The following is a 15,029-nucleotide window of genomic DNA, read 5'->3' on the forward strand; positions in this document are numbered from 1 at the left end:
TTTTCACTGCCAAGCTGACAAACCTTTAAAGGCCGGTACTGTGCATTTCCGGCACCCCCTCTAAACGCCAAAGTCCTAAACCTTATGTACCCAAAACCGCCCCGAGCGGTTTTTTTTCGTCTGGAGAAAAGTATGTCCGTATCTGAGAAAGACCGCGATGTGTTGGCGAGAACCCTGTGGGGCGAAGCTCGTGGGGAGGGCCTGAATGGTCAGATCGCTGTGGCATGGACCATCCGCAACCGGGTAGACCTGGACCTGCACAACGACGGCAAGCCTGACTGGTGGGGTGAAGGCTATGTAGGCGTTTGCCAGAAGGCATGGCAGTTCAGCTGCTGGAACAAGAACGACCCGAATTATCCGTTCCTGACCGGGGCCAAAACGATCCCTTTCCGCGAACTGGCTCAGGCGCGTATTGCTGCCGACCTGGTGATCGACGGCAAGCAGCCTGATCCAACTGGCGGTGCGACTCACTATTACGCCACCACGATGCCGAAGTCTCCGCCGTGGGCCGCCAAGGCCAAACAGACCTTACGACTGGGTCGCCACGTTTTCTTCAAGGATGTTCCATGAGCGCAGCGACTCAGCTGTATCTGAAGATCGGCGGCCTAGCTTTGATCCTGCTGGTTATCGGCGCCTCGCTTTACGGCGCTTACAGCCACGGCGTGACCGTTACTGATCTGGCGTGGCAGGCGAAGTGGGACAAACAGGGCGACGTCCAGGCGCAGGCAGTGGCAGCCACAACCGCCGATTATCGAACCGAAGAACAGCGCCGCCAGAATGCGGCCAACCAGGTGGCAAACGATGCGAGACAAGAACAAGCCCATGCGCTCAGCGATTCTGCTGTCGCTGATGCTGCTGGCGACCGGCTGCACATCGAAGCTGGAAAACTGGCAGCCTCCGCCAGTTGCTCCACCGGCGATACCGGCGCTGCCGAACGAGGCAAGACAGCCACCCGCGCCGCCATGGTGCTCTCCGACCTGTTCCAAAGGGCTGACAAGCGAGCGGGAGAGATGGCAAAGGCTTATGACTCAGCCCGAATAGCTGGTCAGGCTTGCGAAGCTGCTTATGATGCCCTTACCCGCAAATAGCGGGAGCACTATACTTTAGCGATTTGCACGGAGGCGCCTGATGGATCGCCAGTTGGCTGGGATTTCAATCTGCATGACCATTGCCTGGGTGGCGGTCGTGCTGATCATCATATGGACGATGTATCCTGATTAATCCTCGCGGGAGATCAGCTCTGGTCCCTGATTCCGTACATTCCCAACTGCTTTGCCCACTGGATACCACTCGAAATCATCAACCGGTTGGCAACACTCCATCGCAATCTCTGCTGCCCGCTCGGGCGACAAGTCCAGCTCAAGCCATTCATTCGCGAACTCCGGTGTCAGCACAAGCGGTCGCCGGTCGTGGATGTCGACCATGCCCTGGTCACTGGCGGCGGTGATAATCACAAAACCATCCTCCTCGCGCGGCTCCAGCCCGGGCGTCACTTGAGCCAGCCCGCCGTAGAACATCGGTGCCTGGCTTTTCAGCCTGATGAAGTAGGGCTGCTTCCTCTTCGGGTCGTCAGGATCCTTGACCCACTCAAACCAACCATTAGCTGGAACCAGCACACGGCCATTAGGCCAAAGCTGCTTGAAGAACTTTCCCGTCGTTACCGTCTCGACCCTCGCATTGATAGGGTCGGGCCTTTTCCCCTTCGCCCAGAACGGCGACCATCCCCAGCGGACTTTGTCCACGCTCAGGCCTTCCTCCAAACCCCGGATTACTTCAACACGAGTGCTCGGCGCCACGTTGTAGCGTTCAATCGGCCACTCATCATAGCCATTGATCACAATCTGCTTTGCCCCCAGCTCTTTCAGGTAGTGGTCCATGGGTTCGTAGATCGAGTAGCGTCCGCACATGATGTCACCCGTCGAAATGTCCTACATATGAGATTGACCACGGCCGTCCGAAATCGTTAACTGTACGTTCATACAGTATTCACCGTTAGGTTAGCATCATGACCGTTACCGTCCTTGGCCCTGTCTCGACGGGGGGCGAAAAGCTCCCGCTATTTTCTTTTCATGTGCCTGCAGGGTTCCCGTCGCCAGCCGCCGATCACATCGAAAAGCACCTATCCCTCGATGAGCTTTTCGACATCCGAGCGCCGCATGTCTACCTGGTCAAGATCGAGGGCGACAGCATGCAAGGGGCGGGTATCTACAGCGGGGACGTCGTGATCGTTGACCGCAGCCTGTACGCGGAGCATGGCGATATCGTCATCGCCGCGCTCAATTCAGAGCCGGTGTGCAAGCGTCTGCACATGCGTGACAACGTGTGCATGCTCACCTCTGAAAACAGCAAATATCCACCACGCCATGTTTTGGAATGCGATGAGTTAGTGATCTGGGGCGTTGTGAAATACAGCGTGCGCGATCATGACAACTCATGATCCAGTCTTTGCTTTGATCGACTGCAATAGCTTCTATGCGAGCTGCGAGCGGGTCTTTCGTCCCGATCTGGCCAAAACGCCAATCGTAGTGCTGAGTAACAATGATGGCTGTGTCATCGCTCGCAGCTATGACGCGAAGCCTTTTGTGAAGATGGGCGCGCCGTACTTTCAGATCAAGGATGCGCTCCGGCAGAACGGCGTCCAGGCCTTCAGTAGTAACTACGCGCTGTACGGAGATATTAGCGAACGTGTGATGACTGTCATCGAGTCGATGGTTCCAGCCGTTGAGGTCTACAGCATCGACGAGGCATTCGCGGACCTGACCGGCATACCAGGTGACCTGACAGCTTTTGGCCGAACGATCCGCACCGCGGTACACCGATCAACTGGTATTCCTGTCGGTGTGGGCATCGGTCCCACCAAAACACTGGCCAAGCTGGCCAACCACACGGCTAAACGGCTTCAGTCCTACACGGGCGGGGTAGTGGATATTTGTAACCCGCATAACCGCGCCTGGGTGTTGCGCAACACCGCCGTATCTGAGGTTTGGGGTGTGGGCCGCAAGATGAGGGGTCACCTTGAGGCGATGAACATCCTGACTGCTATGGACCTGGCCAAGGCCGACCCGACAACGCTTGGCAAGAAATTTAGCGTCGTCATCGAGAAGACTGTCCGGGAGCTCTCCGGCATCAGCTGTCTTGAACTGGGCGAGGAAGAGCCACCGAAGCAGGAAATTTGCTCTAGCCGGATGTTCGGCAAGCGCCTGACCACGATCGAGCCTATAAAAGAGGCGGTGGCTACCTACGTCCAGCGTGCGGCAGAAAAGCTGCGGGCGCAGAACTCCCTGTGCAAGAAAATCAGGGTCAGCATCCGGACTGGCATGTTTAACCCCGAAGAGGCGAAGTATGCCAACGGGGCCCTGGTCGAGTTGCCATACCCCACTAATGACGTGCGGTTGATGACCAAGGCTGCGACTGAGGCGATCAACCGGCTATTCCGACCGGGCTTCAAATACAGCAAAGCCGAAGTGCTGCTGATGGATCTACGGCAGCCTGGCGAATTCACCGATGATCTGTTCGCTCCATGCCAACCGCACGCGGCGGAGAAGGTGATGGGCGTCCTCGACGAAATTAACCAGAGGTGGGGGCGTGGGACGCTGCGCACCGCGAATGTGCCCTCCGACCCAGATTGGGGAATGCGGCGGGACATGATGAGCCAGAGCTTCACAACGAGGCTCGATCAGCTTTGGACTGTGAAGTGCAATTAATGGAGGCGGGAATGCTCGTGCTTGCTGATCCGGTCCTTGAGCATGAACAGGCTCAACTCGAAATGCAGGAATGGCTGGAGGACAGGAAAAAAGGGAGTTTGTAAGTCGGCAGGACGCCGGGGATGTTGGACCAGCATTTGGACCAATGGTGGGTTTTGTCGGGGGTTGGAGCAGGCTACAACCCCCGTAATTGCGCTCTACAACCCTCAGGAATACCCAATGCAAACTGCATGGTGATATTCGCTGTGGAGATCAATTACCTTACCTTTCAATAACTTGGGATTTGGCTGGAGGCAGCCGGTACCGATGTGATGCCCGTTTCCGTCTTTGCCCTGGCGATTTTTATCACGGGCCGAGGGCCATTCTTTGGGCCATATCTAGCCAGCATCTGCGCCCCGTTGGGGGGATGACTGGAAATGAATGCGGGATTCATGCCGAATTTGGCGCGCATTGTCGCATAGAGTGAGTGGCAGTTGTATGGCAGGCAGGATTAATCATCCATCGCGTGCAGGCCGTCCCTGATACACCGACTTGCCAATAAGGTGACTGCCACAGGGGCACACGGCTCAAACAGCGAACGTGCACCACTCGCGGACTGAACTGGCGCTTTGCGGCAGATGTCTAGTAACCATCGCTTCCACATTCGGAAGCTGTTCCTGGAGTACAGCCCGTGAATATTTTTGAAGCCCTGAGAGAAAGCCATGATCGCCAGCGCGGCTACGCCGACATTCTGGTCAAAACCAGCGGCGACAGCGCTGAGCGTGTTGAGGCCTACAAACAGTTGAAAGCCGAGCTTCAGGCTCACGAAACCGCCGAAGAGCGTTTCTTCTATATTCCTTTGATGGAACACGACAATGGCGTGGACCTGAGTCGTCACGCCATCTCGGAACACCATGAGATGGACGAGATGATGGAAACGCTGGACGAGACTGAAATGTCCAGCCCGGCCTGGCTGGCTACCGCCAAGAAGCTGTCCGAGAAGGTTCATCACCACTTGAAGGAAGAAGAGCAGAAGTTCTTTCAGATGGCGGGCAAGCTGCTGGATGAAAAACAAAAAGAAGCCTTGGCGGGTAAGTACGTCAAAGAGTACGAAGAACAACTCACCGAAGCTTGAGCCCGCGTGGCGGCGCGCATGCTTAGTCCATGCGCGATGCCTGGCGGTGTAGAATCCGCCTTTTAATCCTCAAGGATTGTCATGAAGCTTCTGATCTCGGTAATGGCCCTGGCGGTGTTGGCAGGTTGTACTTCGCCATCTAATCAGGCACGGGCTGTTGGCCCTTACAAAACCTATTCAAGCCAGAAAGCTGCTGCTGTCGTTGCGCAGTGCATAGAGTACTCCTGGCAGGATGAAGCGTTAATGGGTGCCGAGGCTGATGCCTTCATGCAGTCCACTGAGAAGGGCTTTACGGTTTACAACACCGGTGCAGAATTCTTCGTCGATGTGCAGCCCCAAGGCGGTGCAAGTGCGATCCGCTATTACGCGCCACCGTCGAATCCGGCAGCAGAACGTCGCGGCGCTGCACTGGCGACCTGTCTGTAAGTTTGCTCGTGGGACCGGCTTTAGCCGGGAGGGCGATATTCCTGATCACAGTCATGCAGCGAATGCGCCGGCCCTTTCCCGGCTGAAGCAGGTCTCACGCCGTGAATTCTGGCAAAACTACGCAAGTGCGACGCAAAAAAGCCCGACTCACAGAGCCGGGCTTTTTCACATGCGTGTAAGTGACGATCAATTATCGTCAGAACCTGCTGCGCCACCGCCGGTACCGTTAGGACCGTTCTTTCCAGGAGCGCCTGTCTTGCCTACGCTGCTGCCAGTGGTGCCGCCGTCAACCGACTTGCCAGCACCTGAACCTGTTGCGCGACCGTTTGCGTTGGGCTCTGCCTTAGTACTGCCCGACGATGGCGCCGGATGGGTGCCAGGCGGTACAGCCGAACCACTTTGCACGCCGCCCGTTTCAGGCTTTACCGGGCCGGTGCTGGAGGAAGCTGCAAATGCGGAACCAAACGAAAGTGAAAGCAGGCCTGCAAGCAAAAAGTTAGTCGTCTTTGACTTCATCATGGTACGTCTCCAATTTATGAGCGATACCTGATATTGGTCAGCCACTCTCGCACTAGAGTGCCCTTGGTGGCGACGAACGGTCATGGTGTGCTGGCCAGGCTCAAGGCTCCAGCTTGTTGAGCTCGCAATATTCCAGCCAATCCATACCGGCCATCTGCGCCACCTCCTTGTGCACCTCACGCCGCTGGCTTTCATATTCCTCAGGGCTTGCGGCAGTCAGTTGCAGTGTCAGCTCCCAGGCAAACAAGCCTTGCAACTCGGCCTGCGCTTCGAAGGCTTCATGCAGACGCTCCTCGCGATATTGTTCCCGGGTCAATCCGGCAGCCTGAGCGGCTAGCGGATTGAGCTTTTCCAGCTCCTGCTGCAGTTCAGGACGCTGAGCCAGAAACGTCTCCAGCGCCAATTGATGCGGATGTTCTGCTGTAGCCATTGGATCTCCAAAGTGAGTGTTTCCGGGTGTGTGATCAAACAGACCGTTACTGATGATACTCGTTGGTTTTTTTCCATCCAGTGCTGTGGCACACTCGGAGTCATTATTCCGCTATTCCAGATTGTATTCCGCTATAGCGGAATACAAGTGCCGGGTACATGCAGCAGACGCGGTCGCTGTAGGAGCTCACCGAGGTTACGAGGCCAGCGATAGCAATTTGTCTGACGTGACGCCATCGCTGGCCTCGTAACCTCGGTGAGCTCCTACAGGGGTTGGTTCAATTCGGTTTGTTTATTTACAGGAGCACTTCATGAGCATTACTCGTTATGGCGCAGGTAGCGTTGCCGGTGGCGGTCAGCCGCGTCCTTTCGCTCGCGCGGTTGAAGCCGACGGTTGGTTGCATGTGTCGGGTCAGGTACCCGCAGAAAACGGCGAAATCATTGTGGGCGGTATCGTCGAGCAAACTCACAAGACGCTGCAAAATCTGGTCGCGATCCTTACCGAAGCGGGTTATGGGCTGGAAGATGTGGTACGGGTCGGCGTCTGGCTGGAAGACCCAAGGGATTTCTGGAGCTTCAACAAGGTGTTTGGTGAGTATTTCAAACCCGAACATGCCCCGGCTCGTGCCTGCGTGCAGGCCAGCATGATGGTCGATTGCAAGGTCGAGATTGACTGCATCGCTTACAAGAAAAAAGCCTGAGTTTCAGCACCATCTGTAGGAGCTGCCGCAGGCTGCGAAGCATTATTCCCGGCAAGCCGCGATCGCAGCCTTCGGCAGCTCCTACAAGTCCGATGATCGCAGCGAGACGGTGCCGTGGGCGCAAAGGCAGTGCTTCAAGAAATATCGCATTGGGCAACTTATCGATGGATAACCGAATATGACCGAAGACACCATCAAACGCCGTGCCCGTGGGCTGGACCGGGCGTTTGATATCCTGGATTTTCTCAAGGAGCAGGGGACGCCGATGCGGCCCAACGAGATCGCCAGTGGCATAGGCAGTCCTAAGTCGACGGTTTATGAATTGGTCGGCTCATTGCTGGAACGGCGCATCCTTGAGTCGGTTGGCACAGACGGCCAGGTGTATCTGGGACGTCAGTTGTATTTTCTGGGTCAGGCGCATCTGCGTCACTTCGACTTTACTCGCGAAGCGCAGATCAGCCTCGGCGAAATCGTCAGCCAGACGCGTGAAACCGCGCAGATGTGCCTGCTTAATGGCCGCAAGTACACCGTCGCACTGATGAAGGAAGGCGAGCGGCACTTCCGGATCTCTTCCAATATTGGCGAGAACGCACCGATTCCGTGGACCGCCTCCGGGCGTTTGCTGCTTTGCCATTTGAGTGACCTGGAGATTGTTGACCTGATTGACGCCGAGGATTTCATCCTGCCCGATGGTCAGAAGCTGCCGCTTGAAACGTTTCTGAGTGAAATTCGTAAGGCCGGTGAGGAGGGTTTTTTCTCGTTTGATAGCGTTGCAGACACCTTCACCCATTGTTTCGCTGCACCCGTAAGGGATGAACATGGCGTGTGCATTGCAACGCTGTGCATCGTCGCCCCGCGGGCTGACGCCAAAAAACATTACGCCGACTACCGCAGGGTGCTGATTGACAGTGCCAACGGGCTGGCGCGTCGCATCAACGAATAATACCCGGGAGACCACCATGACTATTGCAGCAGTAGAAAAGGGCGCCGCCGCACCAGGCGATCATCTGGTGCGTGACGTAAGCCTGCCAGCCCTGGTCATTCACCGTCAGGCGCTGGATCACAACATTCGCTGGATGCAGGCGTTCGTCACCAACAGCGGTGCCGAACTGGCGCCGCATGGCAAGACGAGCATGGTGCCAACCTTGTTTCGTCGGCAACTGGAAGAAGGTGCCTGGGGCATGACCCTGGCCACAGCCGTGCAAACCCGTGCAGCCTACGCCCATGGGGTCCGCCGGGTGCTGATGGCTAATCAGTTGGTAGGCACCGCTAACATGGCGTTGATCGCTGATCTGCTTGCCGACTCCATGTTCGACTTCCACTGCATGGTCGATCATCCAGACAATGTGGCGGCCCTGGGCGAGTTCTTCGCTGCGCGCGGGCTGCGTCTGAACGTGATGATCGAATATGGGGTGCTGGGAGGCCGCTGTGGTTGTCGCAGTGAGCAACAGGTGCTTGATCTGGCGGAAGCGATTGCCGCTCAGCCGGCCTTGGCTCTGACCGGAATCGAAGGTTACGAAGGGGTGATTCACGGCGATCAGGCAGAAAGCGGTATTCGTGCTTTTGCAGCGTCACTGGTGCGTCTGGCGGTGGACTTGCAGGATCGTGGTGCATTTGCGCGGGAGCGGCCAATTGTCACCGCCTCGGGCTCGGCCTGGTATGACCTGATCGCTGAAGCGTTTGATGAGCGTCAGGTGCGTGAGCGATTTCTTGGCGTGCTGCGCCCCGGTAGTTATGTCGTGCATGACCATGGCATCTACAAAGATGCGCAGTGCTGCGTGCTGGATCGCCGCTCTGATTTGCATGAAGGCCTGCGCCCTGCAATGGAAGTCTGGGCTCATGTGCAGTCCATGCCAGAGCCAGGTTTTGCGGTGATCGCCCTGGGTAAACGCGACGTGGCTTATGACGCCGGTTTGCCCAGCCCGTTGCTCTGCTATAAGCCGGGTGTCGTGCCTGCTCAGGGTGTGGATGTCAGCGCTTGCAAGGTCACTGCGGTAATGGATCAGCATGCGTTCATGACCGTGGCGCCGGGCTGCGAGCTAAAAGTCGGCGACATCATTGCCTTTGGTTCTTCCCACCCGTGTCTGACCTTCGACAAATGGCGCCGGGGTTGTCTGGTGGATGAAAACCTTCAGGTTATCGAAAGTTTCGACACGTATTTCTAACGTCGGGAGTCGTGCTCAATGAGTGAGCTGATCAGTTATAGCCACCCACGGATCGCCCTGATCGGCGAATGCATGATCGAACTGCAGCAGCATGCCAGCGGTACGCTTCAGCAGAGTTTTGGTGGCGATACGCTGAATACCGCAGTTTACATGTCTCGGGTGCTTGGCCATGGCGCACAGGTGGATTATGTGACTGCACTGGGCGATGACAGCTTCAGTGATGCCATGTGCCTAGGGTGGGAGCAAGAGGGGATTGGCCTGAGCAGGGTGCAGCGATTGCCAGGCCGATTGCCAGGCCTGTACTGCATTCAGACAGATCCTTGCGGCGAGCGTCGCTTCCTGTACTGGCGTAACGAAGCCGCGGTGCGTGACTGCTTCGCAACCGCGCAGGCCGACGCCATTCTCGGTGCGCTGCCGGATTATGATCTGTTGTATCTGAGTGGCGTGACCCTGGCCGTGTTGGGCGAGCAGGGCCGCCAGCGGCTGTTTACCGCCTTGGCCCAAGCCCGTGTGCGAGGCACGAGAGTTGCGTTCGATAACAACTATCGACCGCGACTCTGGGCATCAGTCGAACAGGCGCGTGAGGCGTATCGTGCGTGTCTGGTTCATGTTGATGCGGCGTTACTGACCGAGGAGGACGAGCAGGCATTGTTCGGTTATGCCGAAAGCGAGCAACTGCTGAGCGCCTACCGCGAGCTGGGCATCAGCGAAGTCGTAGTCAAGCGGGGTTCGCAAAGCTGTCTGGTGGAATCGGGGGGTGAACGCTTTGAAATTCCCACTCGTCGAGTGGAGCGGGTCATCGATAGCACCGCGGCAGGGGATTCGTTCAGCGCGGCTTATCTATCGACGCGTCTGCGCGGCGGCAGCCCGGTACAGGCCGCCGAAGCAGGACATCGGCTGGCCAGCGTCGTGATTCAGCACCCCGGGGCTTTGATTCCCAAGAGCGTGATGCCGGGTTTGTAGGTGACGCCGCGCCGTTCGTTCAATCCGTAGGACCGCATTGCATTAATAAGACGTGGTCGTGCATAGCAATCTTCAATCCCGATAAAACACTTGAACCAGGTGATAACCAAACTTGCTCTTGATCGGCCCGTGCACCGTGCGCAGTGGTTTTTTGAAGATCACTTGATCAATCGCACCGACCATTTGTCCGGGGCGGACTTCGCCCAGATCACCACCGCGTTTGCCGGACGGGCAGGTTGAATGCTTCTTGGCCAAAACGTCGAACGCTTCGCCCTTGGCAATGCGTTGTTTGAGTTGTTCGGCCTCTTCGGCGGTTTTCACCAGAATGTGGCGGGCTTGGGCTTTCATGAGTCAGGAGCCTGAAGAAAAAACGGCGGCCATTATCACACAGCAATGAGCCGCCTGCGCGTCGCTGGCCGAGCATGACAGTGGGTGGGCACACGCTGTAAAACCCGCCAGAACGAATGGCAGTGTTGCCATGACTACCGCTCTGTCCGGTATCCTTGCCGCGGATTTCTCACTTGGCATGGAGTTGCGCGCACGATGATTGTCGGAATCGACCTTGGTACCACCAACAGCCTGGTAGCCGTCTGGCATGAAGGTACGCCGCAATTGGTTCCCAATGCGCTTGAGCAACTCCTGACGCCCAGCGTCGTTGGTCTTGATGATGAGGGGCGGGTGCTGGTTGGACAGGCTGCCCGGGAGCGTTTGCAAACCCACCCCAAACAAACTGTTGCGTTGTTCAAACGGCACATGGGTAGCGCCCACGAAGTGCGCCTGGGCAGCAAGCTTTTTCGCCCTGAAGAGTTGTCGTCGCTGGTTTTACGCAGCCTCAAAGACGATGTCGAGCGTCAGTTTGGCGTGACCGTGACCGAGGCGGTTATCAGTGTGCCGGCCTATTTCAACGACGCGCAGCGCAAAGCCACCAAAATTGCCGGAGAGCTGGCAGGTCTTAAAGTCGAGCGACTGATCAACGAGCCTACGGCGGCTGCGCTTGCTTACGGCCTGCACCAGCGTGAGAGCTCAAGCTCGTTTCTGGTCTTCGACCTTGGCGGTGGCACGTTTGACGTGTCGATCCTTGAACTGTTCGACGGCGTCATGGAAGTTCGTGCAAGTGCTGGCGACAATTTCCTCGGTGGCGAGGATTTCGATACGTTGCTGGTTCAGTCCTTTCTGGCTGCTCAAACCGATCCACAGGTCTTGGCGAGTTTGAGTTCACCTGAGCTGGCGCACCGTTTACGCCGTGAAGCCGAGCGTGTACGGCAAGTTCTGGGGCAGCAGGAGAGCGCCACGTTCACCATACGCCAGGCTGAATCCGAGACGTCGCAGGTCTATACCCAGACTCAGTTGGCGGATTTGTTTGCGCCGCTGCTTACGCGTTTGCGTACGCCGATAGAAACCGCTCTGCGCGATGCGCGTATTCGCCCTTCGGAGCTTGATGAAGTGCTGCTGGTGGGCGGCACGACCCGCATGCCGATGATTCGTCGGATGGTCGCGGGTCTGTTTGGTCGCTTTCCTTCGATCCAACTGGACCCTGATCAATCGATCGCGCTGGGCGCCGCCGTTCAGGCTGCATTGAAATCAAGGGATGCCGCCCTTGAGGAAGTGGTGTTGACGGATGTTTGTCCGTACACCCTTGGCATTGAGACGTCTATGAGTGTTGGAGGCGGGATCCAGAGCGGGCACTTTCTGCCGATCATCGAGCGCAATAACGTGGTACCGGTCAGTAAGGTAAAGACGGTGTCCACGCTGCACGATCAACAGACGCAGGTACTGGTCAAGATCTATCAGGGGGAGAGCCGCTGGGTCAGGGAGAATGTGTTTCTGGGCGAGATGGACATCGCTGTCCCGCCGGCCCCGCGAGGGCAGGTGGACCTGGACGTGCGTTTTACCTACGACAATAACGGCCTGCTGGAGGCCGAAGTGCAGATTCCTATGACCGGTGAGACGCGTCACCTGGTTATCGAAAACAATCCCGGGGTACTCGACCCGCAGGAAGTCCAGGCGCGGCTGGCTGCATTGGCCAAGCTGAAAATACACCCCCGTGAGCAACAGGTGAACAGTTTGCTGGTCGCCCGCCTGGAGCGGTTGTATCAAGAAAGCCTCGGCGATTTGCGGATCAAGCTGGATCAGATGGCCAGCCATTTTCAGCATGTACTGGAAGGTCAGGATGAGCGGCAGATTCGCGAAATCCGCGTGGAGATGACCCAGCATCTGGATGGCATTGAGCAGGGCCTCTGGCAATGAGTTGTTGGGAGATTCTGGGGCTATCGGAAGATTCGGATTCGCGCAGTATCAAGCGTCAGTACGCGGCATTGCTCAAGAAGCACCGACCCGACGAGGACCCGGCAGGTTTCCAGCGCCTGCGCGAAGCTTACGAGCAGGCAATCAACTGGAGTCGTGACGAGGAGCCGTCGGTTTTCGACGAGCCAACGAAGTTACCTCCAGAAGTCGCGGTCCCGCTGACGGGGCCGAGCATGGCTGAAAAACTGGCGATGCAGTTGCTCAAGGACGTAGAGCCTATCGGGCTGGCCAGTCGTTTTGAACAGGCCAAAAACAGCTACTGCGCTGTAGAGTTTGAACAGCAGCTGCTGCACCTGTCCCTGTCGGACTCCCCGCGCGCCATTGCGCTGGCTGAGTGGGGCATTCAGAACTTTCACTGGTTAAGCCCCTGGCTTCGGGATGACGGCGTGGCCCTCCCGCAGCAGCAGCTCAAGCAATTGCTGTCGCGGATGTACCAACACCATGAGGAAAAACTGCGACGACTCCTTGAGGCGCGTGACGTTGGTGCTTTCTCTCAGGCGTTTGTAAAACTCGGCAAAAGTGAATGGCTCGGGCCGATCGAGCGCCAGGGCTGGCTCAATGCATTCGTCGCGCAGTTGCTGACCGAGAGTGAGTTCTGGTCCCAGGAGTTGTTCGAGACTGTCTGTGCTCAGCAAGGCTGGAAAGTACCCGGCACTTATGGCCGTTGCCCTGAACCGGAATGGTCCCGTTTGCAGGCGCGCAGCCATGCTCATATTTTCGCGGTTGAGCGACGCCGACTCGCAGGTCTCGATCAACCCACCCCGCAATGCCGCGCTGCGCAGATGATGTTTGGCAACCTGACGCTGGAGCAACGCCAGATCATGGCCCATCGTTTCAGTGAAGATGACTGGAACGCCTGCCGAGAGCTGAGTGAGAAAATCATCAACCTTCATCCGCTGTTGCGTTCTGAAATGCCTGGCGGCGAGCCTTGGTTCTGGCGCAACTGGGAAGGCGTCAGTAAACCCTTGCCCATGTATCTACCGTTGCTGGGTATGGGCGCCGGTTGGGTCATTCATGATCAACAGGTGCGAATGATTGCACTCTCGCAAAGCGTGGGTTCAGCGATCTTCTGGATGATGGTGATGGCACTTCCGATGCTGCTCATGCTGTGGCTGTTTCGCGGCATTGCCGATCGCAACCTGGAGCAGGACGCTTGGCTCACTCGTCTCATTTCTCCCCGCGTGAGCTTGCGTCAGCCAGCACCGTCACTCATTCGCGTGCTATTGCCTTGCTGGGCCATGGGGCTATTGATCTGGGCGGCCTTTGGGTTGTACCCCATGATCGGCTACGCGGCAGGGTTACTGGCGCTTGAGCTTTTGCCTCACCTGCCGGGCAAGGGGTTGATCAAGTCCTGGGGCGATGGGATGCGCCGTCCCGTTGACCTTTCAACGCTGTTAATGAAAGTCATGCTCGCCTCTGCGTTGCTGATAACGCTGGGTGCCTTGACCTATATCGATAATCAGCGAGTCGGCCGCGATCAGGGCTTGCAACCTTTCGTCATGCGACCGTGCACAGGCTTGAAGGACACAGCGCCCGGGTGCCGGTTTCCGGCGACCGAAGCCCAATGGTATGGCAAACAAACCAACGGACAGGACGCGCCATGAACCGCAATATGCTGGTGGGTATCTGTGTAGCAGGCGTCATTGCGTTCAGTGCGCTGAAACCTCGCGACGTCACCTTGCGGTCCATGGTCAATAGTTGGCTGGGGCTTGCCGGTTCGGTTGAGCATAGTCAGGCCAGTGCGTTACGGCCGTTGATCTCATGCCTCAATTTTGTGGATGTAGTCTGGCGCCGCGCTTACGAGGACTATCGGGCGCGGGACCCTGCGGCGGAAAGTCCCGACAAGGTACTCGCTGAACGCTATCCCGAGCTTTTTTCGGCGGGACAAAGGACGCAGCCTGGCAACTCGGCAAGAGCTACGGGGCGCCCTGATCAGTGTTTGCTGGCGGCGGATCAAAAGCGTCGATTGGTAGAGAAATTCCCTCATCTGGAAGCGGTTTATCAGCGCTACGTGACTTCATTGCTGAGGGCCGACGAATTCACGCGGCGATTTGATTTTTATCCGGTGCTGGGCGCACGTCCGGACAGCGCTGCCGACAAGGCTGCACGTGACGTCGAGTTTGTGCCGATGGCGGAGGCGTTTCTGCGGGCGTCCAGCGAGTTGCGAGCGCAAGTCGATGATGAGGATCGACGTATTCGTACAGCCCAGTTGAACCTGCTCAGGCAGCGTGACCATTCGCAAATGGCGTTTTTGCCCGGCCTTATTCAGCAGACCCGTGAAGAAATGGATGCGCTGACCGTTGCTGCTGACGCGCAAAAACTTACCCGGGAGCAACTCGCCGCAGCCATCGAACGACTGCAAGCGAGTTGGGTTTGGGATGCGACTGATCCGCGCCCCGGGATGGGTAATGCTGACGATGACGCACGACACAACTGGTTCAGGGTCCAGACGCCCGCTGAAGAATACTTGCAGGCCTTGCGTGAGCTGAGCGATCACTGGCACAACAACGCTGACCCTCAGCGCTTGAGTGATGATTTTGCGCTGGCTGGCAAGCGCTTCGACCGGTTGATTGACTCGTATAACAGCGCAGTACTTATGAATTACTAGACCGGGGCGCATCAGGCATGATGTTGAGGGCTCCGGCTATACAACCTGCTTGATCTATCATTGCTTACCGGGGCGTTCTACCGCCAAGCTATGCAC

General features: G+C 57.2%; 17 protein-coding genes. 13 read left to right on the plus strand and 4 right to left on the minus strand.

Going from position 1 to position 15,029, the window contains the following annotated elements:
* Window positions 1-132: 132 nt before the first annotated feature.
* Window positions 133-570, plus strand: coding sequence for a cell wall hydrolase (locus tag AUC61_RS14830; protein ID WP_243247010.1), 438 nt, complete (start codon window positions 133-135; stop codon window positions 568-570).
* Window positions 567-1,088: a DUF2514 domain-containing protein gene (locus AUC61_RS14835; RefSeq protein ID WP_243247011.1), complete on the plus strand. Its 522-nt coding sequence runs from the start codon at window positions 567-569 to the stop codon at window positions 1,086-1,088. The genes AUC61_RS14830 and AUC61_RS14835 overlap by 4 nt, the downstream gene beginning before the upstream one ends.
* A gap of 129 nt (window positions 1,089-1,217) precedes the next feature.
* Here AUC61_RS14835 and AUC61_RS14840 read toward each other — a convergent pair whose 3' ends face one another.
* Window positions 1,218-1,907: an SOS response-associated peptidase gene (locus tag AUC61_RS14840; protein WP_243247012.1), complete on the minus strand. Its 690-nt coding sequence runs from the start codon at window positions 1,905-1,907 to the stop codon at window positions 1,218-1,220.
* Between the two features lie 98 nt (window positions 1,908-2,005).
* Here AUC61_RS14840 and AUC61_RS14845 point away from each other — a divergent pair, with 98 nt between their 5' ends.
* The 4 genes from AUC61_RS14845 to AUC61_RS14860 all read left to right on the plus strand — a co-directional run bounded on the left by AUC61_RS14845 (window position 2,006) and on the right by AUC61_RS14860 (window position 5,244).
* Window positions 2,006-2,437: a LexA family protein gene (locus AUC61_RS14845; protein ID WP_243247013.1), complete on the plus strand. Its 432-nt coding sequence runs from the start codon at window positions 2,006-2,008 to the stop codon at window positions 2,435-2,437.
* A complete protein-coding gene (locus AUC61_RS14850; RefSeq protein ID WP_243247014.1) occupies window positions 2,424-3,704 on the plus strand; it encodes a Y-family DNA polymerase in 1,281 nt (426 codons plus the stop codon). Before AUC61_RS14845 ends, AUC61_RS14850 begins: the two co-directional genes overlap by 14 nt.
* 670 nt (window positions 3,705-4,374) lie before the next feature.
* Complete coding sequence (locus AUC61_RS14855; RefSeq protein ID WP_122663483.1) at window positions 4,375-4,818, plus strand: hemerythrin domain-containing protein; 444 nt, start codon at window positions 4,375-4,377, stop codon at window positions 4,816-4,818.
* Window positions 4,819-4,899: 81 nt separating this feature from the next.
* Window positions 4,900-5,244, plus strand: coding sequence for a 2-oxoacid ferredoxin oxidoreductase (locus tag AUC61_RS14860; RefSeq protein WP_243247015.1), 345 nt, complete (start codon window positions 4,900-4,902; stop codon window positions 5,242-5,244).
* A gap of 186 nt (window positions 5,245-5,430) precedes the next feature.
* Here the strand turns inward: AUC61_RS14860 and AUC61_RS14865 are convergent, their stop codons facing one another.
* Both AUC61_RS14865 and AUC61_RS14870 read right to left on the minus strand, forming a co-directional pair.
* Complete coding sequence (locus AUC61_RS14865) at window positions 5,431-5,763, minus strand: hypothetical protein (RefSeq protein WP_243247016.1); 333 nt, start codon at window positions 5,761-5,763, stop codon at window positions 5,431-5,433.
* A 100-nt stretch (window positions 5,764-5,863) separates the two neighbouring features.
* Complete coding sequence (locus AUC61_RS14870) at window positions 5,864-6,193, minus strand: DUF6388 family protein (RefSeq protein ID WP_243247017.1); 330 nt, start codon at window positions 6,191-6,193, stop codon at window positions 5,864-5,866.
* Window positions 6,194-6,503: 310 nt separating this feature from the next.
* Between AUC61_RS14870 and AUC61_RS14875 the strand changes: the two genes are divergently transcribed.
* The 4 genes from AUC61_RS14875 to kdgK all read left to right on the plus strand — a co-directional run bounded on the left by AUC61_RS14875 (window position 6,504) and on the right by kdgK (window position 10,021).
* Complete coding sequence (locus tag AUC61_RS14875; RefSeq protein ID WP_243247018.1) at window positions 6,504-6,893, plus strand: RidA family protein; 390 nt, start codon at window positions 6,504-6,506, stop codon at window positions 6,891-6,893.
* A gap of 178 nt (window positions 6,894-7,071) precedes the next feature.
* Window positions 7,072-7,836, plus strand: a complete 765-nt coding sequence (locus AUC61_RS14880; protein ID WP_243247019.1) for an IclR family transcriptional regulator — start codon at window positions 7,072-7,074, stop codon at window positions 7,834-7,836.
* Window positions 7,837-7,852: 16 nt separating this feature from the next.
* On the plus strand, window positions 7,853-9,058 hold the full coding sequence (locus AUC61_RS14885) for an amino acid deaminase (RefSeq protein WP_243247020.1): 1,206 nt from the start codon (window positions 7,853-7,855) through the stop codon (window positions 9,056-9,058).
* A gap of 18 nt (window positions 9,059-9,076) precedes the next feature.
* Entirely contained in the window at window positions 9,077-10,021 is a 945-nt protein-coding gene (gene kdgK / locus AUC61_RS14890) for a 2-dehydro-3-deoxygluconokinase (RefSeq protein ID WP_243247021.1), read from the plus strand.
* A 72-nt stretch (window positions 10,022-10,093) separates the two neighbouring features.
* On the opposite strand, the gene AUC61_RS14895 is transcribed toward kdgK, so the two are convergent.
* Complete coding sequence (locus AUC61_RS14895; protein ID WP_017133756.1) at window positions 10,094-10,369, minus strand: peptidylprolyl isomerase; 276 nt, start codon at window positions 10,367-10,369, stop codon at window positions 10,094-10,096.
* 195 nt (window positions 10,370-10,564) lie between these two features.
* Here AUC61_RS14895 and AUC61_RS14900 point away from each other — a divergent pair, with 195 nt between their 5' ends.
* The 3 genes from AUC61_RS14900 to AUC61_RS14910 are packed head-to-tail and all read left to right on the plus strand — an operon-like array spanning window position 10,565 to window position 14,933.
* Window positions 10,565-12,268, plus strand: a complete 1,704-nt coding sequence (locus tag AUC61_RS14900) for a molecular chaperone HscC (RefSeq protein ID WP_243247022.1) — start codon at window positions 10,565-10,567, stop codon at window positions 12,266-12,268.
* Window positions 12,265-13,929: a J domain-containing protein gene (locus AUC61_RS14905; protein WP_243247023.1), complete on the plus strand. Its 1,665-nt coding sequence runs from the start codon at window positions 12,265-12,267 to the stop codon at window positions 13,927-13,929. Before AUC61_RS14900 ends, AUC61_RS14905 begins: the two co-directional genes overlap by 4 nt.
* On the plus strand, window positions 13,926-14,933 hold the full coding sequence (locus tag AUC61_RS14910; RefSeq protein WP_243247024.1) for a YiiG family protein: 1,008 nt from the start codon (window positions 13,926-13,928) through the stop codon (window positions 14,931-14,933). Before AUC61_RS14905 ends, AUC61_RS14910 begins: the two co-directional genes overlap by 4 nt.
* Window positions 14,934-15,029: the final 96 nt, after the last annotated feature.

Origin of the sequence: Pseudomonas maioricensis, from assembly GCF_022790535.1 — a bacterium.
Lineage (GTDB): Bacteria > Pseudomonadota > Gammaproteobacteria > Pseudomonadales > Pseudomonadaceae > Aquipseudomonas > Aquipseudomonas maioricensis.